Genomic DNA, 13828 nt, shown 5'->3' with positions numbered 1-13828 from the left:
ATTTCGTACAAAAATAGTGATAATGTTTATTTCCCTCAAAATCAATGAGAAAAAATGCTAGATTTAAAATATTTAGTTATTTTTGCGGTGTGATGAACAAACAGTATCTTATTATATCATTGAAAAAAGAAATTTTAGTAAGTTGTTTCTTAATGAGCTTATTTTTCCTGGAGGGTGGGAATTGTTATGCTTCGGAGCAACAACTGTTAAGAGGGACGATAGAAACTCCTTCTGACAATTATACCGTGAGAGGGCGTGTTATTGATGTCTATGGTGAACCACTAATCGGTGCTACAATACGAGAAAAAGGGGGAGCCAATGGTACTGTGACCGATATTGATGGACGATTCTTTTTATCTGTTCCGGATAGTGCTGTCTTGCAGGTTTCTTTTGTAGGTTACAAGACTTTAGAAGTCAATGTGACAGGTCGGACTATGCCTGAAATACGCCTTCAGGAAGACGCGGTGATGCTTGATCATGTCATCGTAACAGCCTTGGGAATTGAAAAGGATGAAGCTACACTGGCTTATTCTGCGCAGAAAATCAAAGGTGAGGAACTAAATCGTATAAAAGAAATAAATATGATTACTGCCCTGGCAGGAAAAGCGGCCGGTGTACAAATCAATAAAAACTCTTCCGGCATGGGCGGTTCTGCCAAAGTCAGTCTCCGGGGAATCCGTTCGGTGTCCGGTGATAATCAACCGCTGTATGTGATAGACGGAGTGCCGATGTCGAATACCTCTTCCGAGCAGGCTTATTCGGCAATTGGAGGTACGGCGAATGCCGGCAACCGTGATGGAGGAGATGGGATTTCTAACCTGAACCCGGAAGATGTGGAAAGCATCAGTATCTTGAAAGGTGCTCCAGCAGCAGCTTTATATGGTAGCATGGCTGCTAACGGGGTCATTCTTATCACTACTAAAAAAGGAAATTCTGTCGGGCAAAGGAATATTAATTTCTCTACGGGACTAACTTTCGAGAAAGCATTCAGCCTGCCTAAAATGCAAAATCGTTACGGTGTCAGTGATGTGGTAGACAGCTGGGGTGAGAAAGAGAATCTGACGGCTCATGATAACCTGAATGATTTTTTCCGTACCGGATTGACCTCAATGACTTCTGTGTCCGTCAGCTATGGAAATGAAACTCTACAAACTTATTTCTCCTATGCCAACACCACCGGAAAGGGGATTATGGATAAAAACAAGCTGAAGAAACATAATATAAACCTACGCGAAACAGCTACCATGTTCAACAAACGTCTGAAACTGGATGGTAATGTGAATGTAATGAAACAGACTGTTGAGAATAAGCCGGTATCGGGAGGCTTTTATATGAATCCGTTGGTAGGGCTTTATCGTTTTCCTCGTGGTGAGAATCTGTCTTATTATAAAGACCATTTTGAAACCTATGACGAAGAACGGAATTTGAATGTGCAAAACTGGCATACATTTACCGAAGACTTCGAACAGAATCCATATTGGATAGTGAACCGTATACAAAGTAAAGAAACGCGTACGCGCATTATCCTTTCCCTTTCGGCAAACTTTAAGATAAATGATTGGTTGACTATTCAAGCTCGTGGCAACATGGACTACTGGGCTGATAAGTTGCGTCAGAAATTCTATGCATCTACCGCTACTGCCCTGTGTGGAGCGAACGGTCGATATATTGAAATGGATTATCAGGAAACGCAGATGTATGGTGATGTCATGGCGATGTTTAAGAAAACCTGGGGAGATTTTACACTGGATGCGGCTATTGGCGGTAGTATAAATGACCGAATCAGAAACTCGACCCGTTATGATTCTAAGAATGCTTCTCTGAAGTTTGCTAATGTATTTAATATTGCCAATATCATCATGAACAGTTCTGCCAGTATTGACCAGAAAATAGATGAGCATCGTCAGCTTCAATCTATTTTCGGTACAGCACAGATTGGCTACAAGGAAAAATTATTTCTTGATTTGACAGCTCGTAATGACTGGGCATCAACCTTGGCTTATACTGAACATGAGAAAGCGGGATTTGCTTATCCTTCCGTTGGTCTTTCCATATTGCTTGATAAATGGGTGAAGCTGCCCGAATGGATTTCTTTTGCGAAACTGCGTGGTGCCTATAGTAAAGTGGGGAACGATATTCCTGTATTTGTCACTAATTCCGCTTCGCATATCAGTGCCGGTGGCGAGATACAGGCAAATGATGCCGCTCCTTTCAAAGATATGGAGCCGGAAATGACTCATGCCATGGAATTCGGAACGGAATGGAGATTCTTCCAACATCGGTTAGGAATCAATCTGACCTATTATCGTACCAACACTTATAATCAGTTCTTCAAACTTCCTGCTCTTGCAGGTGATAAGTATGCTTACCGGTATGTGAATGCCGGAAATATCCAAAACCAAGGATGGGAAGTGACACTGAACGGAACTCCAATACTAACTTCTGATTTCACCTGGAAAACTTCCATCAATTTTTCTGCTAACAAGAATAAGATCGTGAAGCTGCACGACGAATTGAAAGAATTAGTCTACGGGCCTACGAGCTTTTCTTCCAGTTATGCAATGAAACTGGTGAAAGGTGGTTCTATCGGTGATATCTACGGTAAAGCCTTTGTACGTGATGCCGCAGGAAACATTGTTTATGAAACAGAAGGAGATTACAAAGGACTTCCATTGGTGGAAGGTGACGGAAATACGGTGAAAGTAGGAAATGCCAACCCTGTCTTTATGATGGGATGGGATCACACATTCTCTTACAAAGGATTCAGCCTTTATTTCCTGCTTGACTGGCGTTACGGAGGAAAAGTCCTTTCGCAGACACAAGCGGAAATGGATCTCTATGGCGTATCGGAAATTACGGCTGATGCACGCGACAGAGGATATGTGATGCTTGAAGGTCAGCAGATCGATGATGTGAAAGGATTCTATAAAAATGTAGTGGGCGGGCGTGCCGGAGTGACAGAGTATTATATGTATGATGCCACTAATTTACGGTTGCGCGAAGTATCGTTGAGCTATAATTTCTCAAAGAAGTGGATACAGAAAACGAAGGTTCTGAAAGATGTACAGCTTTCGTTTGTGGCCCGCAATCTATGTTTCTTATATAAGAAAGCTCCTTTTGATCCGGATTTGGTACTTTCCACCGGGAATGATAACCAAGGGATTGAAGTATTCGGAATGCCTACAACCCGTAGTTTGGGCTTTACTCTGAAATGTGAATTTTAAAGGTAGGAGAGAGAAATGAAGAGAAAATATGTATATCTATACTTGCTGGGCTTACTGCTCTTTTCTGTAGCATGTACCGGTAATTTCCGTGATTACAATACCGACTTGTCCGGAATCACGGATGATGACCTGATTATTGACGACAATGGTTATGGAATCCGTTTGGGCATTATTCAGCAGGGTATTTATTTTAATTATGATTTCGGAAAAGGGAAGAACTGGCCTTTCCAACTGATACAGAATCTGAACGCAGATATGTTCGGTGGATATATGCATGACGGCAAACCCTTGAACGGAGGTTCGCATAATTCCGACTATAATATGCAGGATGGTTGGAACAGCGCCATGTGGACGCATATGTATTCTTATATTTTCCCGCAGATATACCAATCGGAGAATGCTACCCGGAATACACATCCTGCTTTGTTCGGGATCACGAAAATATTAAAGGTAGAAGCCATGCATCGTGTGACGGATTATTATGGTCCCATCATTTATAAGAATTTTGCGAATGCGGAAAAGCACTACCGTCCTGATAAACAAAAAGATGTTTATTATGAGTTTTTCAATGAACTCGATTCTGCCGTGGTTGCCCTCACCGGTTATATAGAGGAGAAACCGGAATTCAATGGATTTGCACGTTTTGATATTTTGTTGGATGGTAAATACCCTTCCTGGGTAAAGTTTGCCAATTCGTTGCGTTTGCGTCTAGCTATGCGTATTGCCTCTGTTGCCCCCGATAAGGCACGTGCTGAAATACAGAAAATAAAAGAAAACGATTACGGCTTCTTTGAAGCGGAAACAGGCGGAGCTGTTGTTTCTACCAAATCCGGATATACCAATCCATTGGGAGAACTTAACCGTGTGTGGAATGAAACTTACATGAGTGCGAATATGGAATCAATCTTGGTGGGATATAATGATCCCCGTCTTGGAATTTATTTCGAACACTGTACGGATGAAACCCTGAAAGGACAATATCGTGGAATTCGTCAGGGGACATGTTTTGCTCATAGTCATTATTCCGGATTGTCGAAGCTGTTTGTCAAGCAAAGTACCGATGCGCCTCTGATGACTGCTTCGGAAGTTTGGTTTCTGCGTGCTGAAGCTGCATTGCGCGGGTGGACGGATGAAGATGAAGAAACCTGTTATCAGAACGGTGTAACTACTTCTTTCCATCAATGGGGAATCTATGGCGTAGAAGATTATCTGCAAAGCGAACGGAAAGCCTCTGACTTTATAGACACGTATGATGAAGAAAATAATATAGAGGCCCGTTGTAAAGTCTCTCCCAAATGGAATCGCCTGGATGATAAGGAAACGAAACTGGAGAAGATTATTACGCAGAAGTGGATTGCTATGTTCCCGGAAGGTTGCGAAGCTTGGGCAGAACAAAGACGAACAGGGTATCCCCGTTTATTTCCCGTGCGATTCAACCATAGCAGAAACGGTTGCATCGACACGGAGATTATGGTGCGTCGTCTAAACTTCCCCGGTACCTTGCAGACGGAAGACCCGGAACAATATTCCGCGCTTGTGGAAGCTTTAGGAGGAAACGATCATGGAGGTACAAGGCTTTGGTGGGACACGGGAAATAATAACCTGGAATAAAAAAAGATAAAAGTAGTGTGTTTATATGTGTAGCTTTAACTATTTTTGCATCTTCATTTAAACACATTTACTTATGAAACAGATTATCTCTGCTCTTTTCCTTTGTATGTTGCTCTCTGCCGTACCGGGATTGCAGGCGCAAAACATCCAGTTACATTATGATTTTGGACGTTCTTTGTATGATAAAGATTTGCAAGGTCGTCCGCTGTTAACTTCCACAGTAGAGAAGTTTCATCCTGATACTTGGGGAAGTACTTATTTCTTTGTCGATATGGATTATACCTCCGAAGGTGTCGCTGCTGCTTATTGGGAAATAGCCCGTGAAGTGAAATTCTGGAAAGGTCCTTTCTCTGCGCATCTTGAATATAACGGTGGATTATCCAAAGGTATGTCTTATAAAAATGCTTATCTGGCAGGAGCCACGTATACCTTTAATAATGCTTCTTTTTCCAAAGGCTTCACACTGACCGCCATGTATAAGTATATTCAGAAACACTCATCACCCAACAACTTCCAGTTGACAGGTACATGGTACGTAAACTTCTGCCGTAACCTGCTCACTTTCTCCGGCTTTGCCGACTGGTGGCGTGAAGAAACGAACTACGGAAAGACTATCTTCCTCTCCGAACCACAATTTTGGGTAAACCTGAATCAAATCAAGGGAGTAAATAAAAACTTCAATCTAAGCGTTGGCTCCGAAGTCGAATTGAGCAATAACTTCGGTGGTCGCGATGGCTTTTATGTGATCCCGACGCTTGCTCTGAAATGGACGCTGAACTAAAAAAATCGAACCAAAAATCGAACCAAAAAACGGATTAAAAAGCGAGTTAAAAGAAATAGAGTAAAAAGAAGTCAGGCTAAAAGAATCCGAACTTCAGAGGAATCTCCGTTTATCCCTTTGTGGAACTTACAAAATATATAGAACAACCTATTAAATGAAAACTGATTTAATCTACGGCGTAGAAGACCGTCCCCCTTTTAAAGACGCCCTGTTTGCGGCTTTACAACATCTCTTGGCTATTTTCGTGGCAATTATCACACCGCCGCTTATCATAGCGAGTGCCTTGAAACTGGATGTAGAAAAGACAAGCTTTCTAGTTTCCATGTCCCTTTTTGCTTCGGGAGTATCTACCTTTATACAATGCCGTCGTTTCGGTCCGATAGGAGCAAAGCTGCTCTGCATCCAGGGAACCAGTTTTTCTTTTATCGGTCCTATCATCGCCACAGGAATGGTAGGCGGATTGCCGTTGATTTTCGGTTCCTGTATGGCTGCCGCACCTATCGAAATGATTGTCAGCCGCACATTCAAATATTTGCGTAATATCATCACTCCGCTGGTTTCCGGTATTGTCGTACTGCTTATCGGATTGAGCCTGATAAAAGTAGGTATCGTATCTTGCGGAGGTGGATATGCAGCTATGGATAACGGTACGTTTGCTACCTGGAAAAACCTGTCTATTGCAGCACTGGTACTTCTTAGCGTCTTATTTTTCAACCGTTGTGGGAACAAATACCTGCGCATGAGTTCCATTGTACTCGGACTTTGTCTGGGTTATGGTTTGGCATTTGTTTTGGGAAAAGTGGATATGAGTGCATTGAATGTAGAAATGCTGATGAGCTTTAATATTCCCCAACCTTTTAAATATGGTGTTGATTTCAATGTGTCTTCTTTCATAGCCATTGGTCTGGTCTACCTGATAACTGCCATCGAAGCAACAGGTGACGTGACTGCCAACTCTATGATTTCCGGACTTCCCATTGAAGGAGATTCCTATTTGAAACGAGTTTCCGGTGGAGTAATGGCAGATGGATTCAATTCCTTCCTCGCTGGTATATTCAACTCTTTCCCCAACTCCATCTTTGCACAGAATAACGGTATTATCCAACTGACCGGAGTAGCCAGCCGCTATGTCGGTTATTATATCGCAGCAATGCTCGTTCTTTTGGGATTATTTCCCATTGTAGGTGCCGTATTCTCCTTAATGCCCGATCCTGTATTGGGTGGTGCAACCTTACTAATGTTCGGTACAGTAGCAGCGGCAGGAATCCGTATTATCTCCTCACAAGAAATAGGCCGTAAAGAAACTCTGGTATTAGCAGTCAGCCTTTCCTTAGGCCTAGGAGTAGAATTAATGCCGGACGTATTACAACAAGCCCCGGAAGCAATTCGAAGTATCTTCTCTTCAGGGATCACCACCGGAGGCCTAACTGCAATTATTGCAAATATAGTAATACGTGTAAAAGAATGATGAATAAGTATTAAGTATTAACCGACAAGTATCAATCAACAAGTTTAAGTATTAATCGACAAGTATCAAATAGCAGGTATTATCCAGCAGCTTCGGTAATACTTATTACTTAATACTTAGTACTTATTACTTATTTCTAAATTACTCATTTTATCAGTAGTGCGGAAGGGGAAATCAGGATACTCGTAAAGACTGAAGCGAGGTTCGGTTTCTCCTTTCGTATAATTCCAGATAGAAGCATAATCTTCCGGATCTTCTCCCATCTTGGCTAATTGGCGCAGATAAGCGGCCAGTGATTTATTTTCTACAATATAAATCTGTCCCATCTGGTCGATAATCGGGCTATGATGACGAGTGCCGTCATGTTCGAAGCGTAGAATCCGTTTTCCTTCTTCCGTCAGTCCCACCAATTGGAAGGTCATACTCTTACCGATAGCCGGCAAATTCAATACACTGCGATCCGTAGCAAGGAAAGGCAAATGATGTTTTCTCATGAAATGTCTTAATTGCTTGGCAACATCTTCTTTCGTCTCCTCTTCCGTTCCGACTTTCGTCTCTAATATTTTGTATAATTCCTCCGCCTGTTCCAGTGTCATCCGACCATAAATCTTTTCCTCCTGTTGTTCCTGCATCGAACGGCTGTTGGGAGCAAATACTGCATAATTCTCATTGAATCCCTTCACCGAGAAAGTATAATAACATACCACGCCCAATGAATTGAGCACCTGGCGAAGCCGTGTCGTATGTCCCCGACGCGAAGCAGCCACTGTATATACCAACTGATTCGTGATAATCCATCCGGCAGAAAGAATCTTCCGAATCGCCTCTTTAGCTTCAGGCGTGACCTCCAGCGGTGTTTGAAAATGAGTCTGGATAATAAACTGTTTCACCCCGATAGCCGAAGCCTTTTCTTTGAATTCCCGCAGAATATCCACCAATCCGTCATTGATACGCATCGGCAAATAAGCCAACAACCGTGACCCCAGCCGTACCCGTTGCAATTCCGCATATTTCTCTCCTTCCGGTCGTTCGAGATTTGCCTTCTGCTTGCGTACCGCCATCCGATACACCGCATCCAAAATATTCTGAAGCGTCTTATTCTGACTCATCAGCGCATCGCCCCCTGTAATCAGAATATCCCGCAGCTGTGTATCCTCTTCAAAATAAGTCATCAACCGGCGCAACTTACGATCCCATGACTCCTTCGGGCGTAAAGACTCAAACTCGAAATTCAACCGTTCGCTTTGGAAATCATACATCCGCTGGCAAGAAGCACAAAGTCCCCCGCAGGCCCTTCCCATCGTGTCAGGAATGAGAATAGCCACCTCCGGATACCGGCGATGAATATTATGTCCGTCCGGCAGAAGCCATCCCGCAGCATTAGGTTTACCAACCTCCACAATATCCTCCTTTTCCCACGCACGAATATTTCCATACGTCTCCACCAATCGTGGCGAATACAGAATATAACTCCGGATAGCCTCATCATTATACCCATATCCTGTAATATTGAGTAACGATAAATAATAAGGAGTCGCAAAAAACGGCATCCCCTTCTTCCGTGCCCGATAAAGCAAATACATCGTCTCCGAAGAAAGAGAATTCCCCAGGAACCGATTCAGTTCTCCCGGACTCTTCACAGCCATCGCCAAGTGAAAGCGGAAATCATTCCACCACTCACTTACCAACCTGTATTTCTCCTCATAACTCATTCCCTCCTCAAAGTGGAAACGAACCGAAGGCTTCGACTTCCTGTTCTCAATCTTCTGAATCAGCAAGTGCAACATCCGCTCCTTATTCTCATCCCGTATCTCCCGTACCTCTTCATCCAGTCCGGTTTCCCACCGGTCATTCCGACTTTTGATACGCTGCGGTGACGGCAAAGGCATAACTTCTCCCTTCAACCGTTTAAACATCTGAAAAATTTCAATAAACAAATCCGTCGGCATCTCCATATTCTCCAACGTCCCCGTCAGAAACTCATAAAGCAGCCGAATAGTCTGTACTGACATATCCTGTCCCGTAGACAGTTCATGAACATTTTGCCCATCATAATCAAGTAAGAGTCGAATTTGCTCCCTCGCCTCCTCCGCAGCTTCGTTTTCTATCCTGCAAGTCTCCAACAACCGCAGTATTCCAGCCTTGAAATCCTCAACAGTAGAGCTCTTATCCGCTATCTCCACTATCTCCGGAATCTCCTGACCATAGATTTGTTTCAACTGTGAAAAAGTAAGTGTAAGCATTTTCTTTTGTTTCATAAGCAATCTATCAATTTTTAAATTATATAATAAGCATTTTAAGTTTGAACGACCTCCCTTCTCCCCGAACTATATGTCTCAAATCCCGAACAGCATCTCATCCCCTAAGTATTCTCCATCCATAACCTACCAACATAATCATCAAAGCGCAACATAATACACAATCACACCGCATAGCACTCTACACTGCATAGCATTCCACGCCGCATGGCCTCCCGGCCTCGTCTGCACGGCGTCAAGCGGAGGTTTCATTCCCGGCGTTAAGAAGGGCAGACTGTTTGAGCGAAGCGAGTTTCTGCCCTTTAGCCGGGGATGAGACCGGAGTAGCCGGGCAGACGCAGCCTTGATTTTTTCTTTTTGGTACTTTTTCTTTTGTATCAAGACAAAAGAAAAAAGTACATAAAGATAACAAAAAAAGCGGAAGTACAAAACCCCCGCTTTCTCTATCATATTAATCTTTACGCTTTTCTAACATTTAACGCGACTTATTTTTTCGTTTCCGTGTCGTCATCCTTCCGTTTCGGTTCCTTCTTGGCAAGTAGAACGATATTATACACATAATCCGTCATCCACTGCTCCGAGTATCCCAGACGCTCTTTGTATTGGCGGATAGCCGCAGCCGTCTTATGCACATCATCCGCTTTCCATACCGTCTTGGTGCAAACATCATGCACCGTCTTCTGCGTCATGCCATACAGAGCCTTTTTAAAGATCGACGGCATACGGAACTTCCACTGCATCAGATTTCCCATCAACATCATCAGATCATTAGAAAATCCCTGATACATGAACAAATAAGATTGAATATCATTTTGAGTGCGGCAGTTACGTTTCACGGAAGCGTCGATTTCCTTGAAGAAATTCTCATTCAGTCCATAATCCTGCATCAGCATTTTGCGTGACGCAGACTTTTCGGCCAATCCCAGTTTACCGTTTTGAGTAGGCACTTTAAACAAACGTTTGAAGTTAGCTACGTCCGGCAAGAATCGGATATTGGTGATACCTAGGTTTGTGGCGATCACTGACTGGAAATACACCCGGGTCAGTGAAATGAAATCTTCTACATTGCCGACTTTCGTTTCATCGGATTTTTTCTTGAATAAACCAAATAAGCCCATTGTTATATTTACAATTTTACAATTTACAATTTACTATTTGAGTGCGTGGAAGGTATATAATATAACTACCATCTGTCAATTTCCGTGCAAAGGTACAAAAACAGTTGGTTTTCACCAACATTCCAAGTCCTTTTCGATGTCCGGCATAGACTCTTTCTTAAAAACAGGACTTTGGATGCCGGCTTTCTTTTGCGCCCGGTAATCATTTAACAGGCGGATCGCATATTTTCCAAGGAAGAGGATAGCGATCAGATTGCAGATAGCCATTAACGCCATAGTGACATCTGCCAGGCTCCATACCATATCCAATGTGGCAAGTGAACCGAAGAGCACCATACCGCCCACTAATATCCTGTAACCATGAAGCACCCACTTCCGGTGAGTGATAAAGCGGATATTGGCCTCCCCGTAATAATAATTTCCCAGAATACTGCTGAAAGCGAAAAAGAAAAGAGCCACAGCAACGAAGACGCTGCCCGAAGAACCGATCTCGTTCGTCAATGCCTGTTGAGTCAACTGCACCCCATTGGTCGATCCATCCAGCGGAGCACCACTAAACAGAATGATAAAAGCCGTACAAGTACAAATCAATAATGTATCCGTAAATACTGCCAAAGTCTGTATCAATCCTTGTTTCGCGGGATGACTGACATGAGCCGTGGCAGCCGCATTCGGAGCCGATCCCATACCGGCCTCATTGCTGAAGAGCCCTCTCTTGATACCTTGCATCAATGCCATGCCGACTCCTCCTGCCAGTGCCTGTTCCCAACCAAAAGCATGACTGACAATCAGCGCGATGACGCCCGGTAAATGAGTGATATTGAGTATAACAATCACCAGCGCCAGCCCCACATATCCCAATGCCATAACCGGCACGATAATGCTGCTGACACGGGCAATGCGTTGAATACCTCCGAAGATGATAACCAACGTCAGCAATGTCAGTACCCCTCCCAATAGAATATGATTGAACCCGAAAGCATGCTCCGCAGCAGCACAGATGGTATTGCTCTGTACAGAATTGAAAGCAAAACCGAAAGTGATGCTTATTAATATGGCAAAAAGCATTCCCATCCACGGTTGTTTCAATCCCTTCTTCATATAATAAGCAGGACCTCCGATGAATGAATCCTTTCCGCGTATTTTGTATAATTGCCCTAAGGTAGACTCGATGAAAGCACTCGAAGCCCCTAACAGTGCGATGACCCACATCCAGAAAATAGCTCCGGGACCGCCGATAGCGATGGCGGTAGCCACTCCCGCAAGATTTCCTGTACCCACACGGCTGGCGATAGAGATAGCGAATGCCTGAAAAGAAGATACATGTTTCTCTCCCTGCTTCCCTTTGCCCGCAGATTCGCTTAACAGTACGATCATTTCGCGAATCATGCGGAATTGTACGAAGCGTGTCCGTATGCTGAACCAGATAGCACATCCCAATAACATGATAATCAGAATATAGGTCCAGAGTATGTCGTTAATCTCGTTGATAAAGGTCATAGTTAAGTATTAAGTATTGTTTGTGGTTATTCGTTTTTTATTCGGAAGTAGAATTTATGATTTTCGAATACGGGTTCCACAATATCATAACGAACAAATTTGGCGAGCAGATGTTCAGCGGCACGTCGTGAAAGTCCGGTTTGGCGACAGTAACGGTTGAGTGAGAGTAAAGTGCCATGCTCCAGTTGTTCGAGCAGGAGCTGTTCACGTTCGGTGTAACGGATCAGTTCGCCACGGGGGCTGTCGCTCTGTTGCCATACACGGAGGTGTATAGGTGTTGCCAGAATATTTTCATCCTTGATGCGGAGATAGGCTAGAGGTTTCCCGGTTTCGTCTTTGGCGTAAACCGGTTTATGCGGAGTTTCTTCGATGGTCGCTACCAACACTTGCCGTCCCTCCACTATATATGTTTGCAATGTGTATTCCACTTCCGGCACGCAATAAAGTTGTGCGGCGGCTTCAATCATATATTTTTCTTCTTCGGAGCGTACTCCCGCGATTTTTCCATTGTCTTTTACGCCAATAAGTAATCTTCCTCCGTCCGTGTTGGCAAAAGCCGAGAGTGTTTTGGCAATTTTGCGTGCGTCGGAAATTTCGAATTTAAAGTCCTGTTGCTGGTGCTCCCCTTCAGCAATCAATGCATGTATATAATCGGTATCTGTAAGCAGTTTCATGGCTACAAAGGTAGGTAAAAATGGTGAAAAGCCCCTTTTTTAGATATTTTTCGAAGATTATTTCAAAAAAAATATTGATTTTATGCTTTTATTTCGGGAAACAGTGTATTTTTGCGGCACATTATTAACGAAAAAAATAAAAGGATTATGAAAGAATTGGTAGAAAAGGTAGCAGCTCTGTATGCTGACTTCTCAAAAGATGCTAACGCACAGATCGAAAACGGTAACAAAGCAGCAGGAACTCGCGCTCGTAAAGCTTCTTTGGAAATCGAAAAAGCAATGAAAGAATTCCGTAAAGCATCTTTGGAAGCTTCTAAGAAATAATTTAGAAGACTACTAAGATATCGAAAGAGGCTGTCTAAACTTGTTAGACAGCCTCTTTTATTATAATATAATACATGAAAATATATACGAACTTTAAACTTCTTCGCACACCACCATTTTCATCCCTTGATAAACGACTATAATTTTGTGCAGCGTCGTTGTTCCGATTGCTTTTTGCACCGTTTCACTGGCGGCATAGCGGTTGGCTTGTGTGATAGCCTCTTGTCGGAGTTGCTCCACCTTTTCATCACTATCCTTTCCTTTGGCATACTTCAGTTCGATAATGTAGGAATGGAGCATGTCTTTATAAATATCCAGTAAGGGAAACATGAAAATATCAGCATATCCTTCCTGATTCTCCTGTTCGGAGATGGGACGATAGAAACGGTTCTGTGCTGTCATAGCCAACGTAAATCCATGTACGTATGCTTCGCCTTTTTGCTTGTCTCTCTGGGAAGAATATCGGTGCAGACATTCGGCGATATAGTCGAAGTAGGCTTTCCAGTCGCCACGATAAGCCATAGCGGATGCCAGTTTTCCTTTTTCCCAGTTGTCAAAGCGGAGGTCCGCTTCGTTGTAGGTATCTAATAAGTAACTGTACAATTGTTCACGTACTACTTGATTGGGAATAGTCAACTTCGTTTCTCCTTCTAAAGTACCGCTGATAGTCAACATTCCGAAATAGAATAATAGGCTGGTAAAGTTATCCGGTTCTGCAACTGTTTCGGCAGGAAACCCGGTTTTCAATTCGCCGGTGACATATCCCTGTTGCACCAACGTCTGAATGGTCGAGGCATCATGAGCAAATTCTTTGTCTTTGCGGATCAACATTCGTAGTTTGTTGTAATCCACGCGGATGTTTTCTTCTAC

The 13828-nt window shown here is 43.3% G+C and carries 10 protein-coding genes; 5 read left to right on the top strand and 5 right to left on the bottom strand.

The features are described 5' to 3' along the window. Nucleotides 1-92: 92 nt before the first annotated feature. The 4 genes from DW173_RS20930 to DW173_RS20915 all read left to right on the top strand — a co-directional run bounded on the left by DW173_RS20930 (nucleotide 93) and on the right by DW173_RS20915 (nucleotide 7084). Nucleotides 93-3224, top strand: coding sequence for a SusC/RagA family TonB-linked outer membrane protein (locus DW173_RS20930; RefSeq protein WP_199722859.1), 3132 nt, complete (start codon nucleotides 93-95; stop codon nucleotides 3222-3224). A 15-nt stretch (nucleotides 3225-3239) separates the two neighbouring features. Next, nucleotides 3240-4835, top strand: coding sequence for a SusD/RagB family nutrient-binding outer membrane lipoprotein (locus DW173_RS20925; protein ID WP_120145152.1), 1596 nt, complete (start codon nucleotides 3240-3242; stop codon nucleotides 4833-4835). 73 nt (nucleotides 4836-4908) lie between these two features. Next, nucleotides 4909-5616: a DUF5020 family protein gene (locus DW173_RS20920; protein ID WP_008021077.1), complete on the top strand. Its 708-nt coding sequence runs from the start codon at nucleotides 4909-4911 to the stop codon at nucleotides 5614-5616. Nucleotides 5617-5770: 154 nt separating this feature from the next. Further along, entirely contained in the window at nucleotides 5771-7084 is a 1314-nt protein-coding gene (locus DW173_RS20915) for a nucleobase:cation symporter-2 family protein (protein WP_008644291.1), read from the top strand. A 116-nt stretch (nucleotides 7085-7200) separates the two neighbouring features. Here the strand turns inward: DW173_RS20915 and DW173_RS20910 are convergent, their stop codons facing one another. The 4 genes from DW173_RS20910 to DW173_RS20890 form a co-directional block, all read right to left on the bottom strand. Then, entirely contained in the window at nucleotides 7201-9342 is a 2142-nt protein-coding gene (locus tag DW173_RS20910) for a KamA family radical SAM protein (protein ID WP_049703249.1), read from the bottom strand. 485 nt (nucleotides 9343-9827) lie between these two features. Next, nucleotides 9828-10460 carry a hypothetical protein gene (locus tag DW173_RS20900; protein ID WP_009041269.1) on the bottom strand — a complete coding sequence of 211 codons (633 nt, stop codon included), beginning with the start codon at nucleotides 10458-10460 and terminating at the stop codon, nucleotides 9828-9830. Between the two features lie 111 nt (nucleotides 10461-10571). Continuing rightward, entirely contained in the window at nucleotides 10572-11960 is a 1389-nt protein-coding gene (locus DW173_RS20895) for an alanine/glycine:cation symporter family protein (RefSeq protein WP_120145151.1), read from the bottom strand. 26 nt (nucleotides 11961-11986) lie between these two features. After that, nucleotides 11987-12634: a helix-turn-helix domain-containing protein gene (locus DW173_RS20890; protein WP_004314088.1), complete on the bottom strand. Its 648-nt coding sequence runs from the start codon at nucleotides 12632-12634 to the stop codon at nucleotides 11987-11989. Nucleotides 12635-12781: 147 nt separating this feature from the next. Between DW173_RS20890 and DW173_RS20885 the strand changes: the two genes are divergently transcribed. Further along, on the top strand, nucleotides 12782-12958 hold the full coding sequence (locus DW173_RS20885) for a histone H1 (RefSeq protein WP_004301965.1): 177 nt from the start codon (nucleotides 12782-12784) through the stop codon (nucleotides 12956-12958). Nucleotides 12959-13051: 93 nt separating this feature from the next. Here DW173_RS20885 and DW173_RS20880 read toward each other — a convergent pair. Further along, on the bottom strand, nucleotides 13052-13828 hold a 777-nt coding region (locus DW173_RS20880; RefSeq protein WP_199722858.1), incomplete at its 5' end, for a PD-(D/E)XK nuclease domain-containing protein.

It is taken from the genome of Bacteroides sp. AM16-13, assembly GCF_003602705.1.
GTDB lineage: Bacteria > Bacteroidota > Bacteroidia > Bacteroidales > Bacteroidaceae > Bacteroides > Bacteroides xylanisolvens.
The sequence above is the reverse complement of the archived record's forward strand: the minus strand, read 5'-3'. Positions and strand labels throughout refer to the sequence as shown.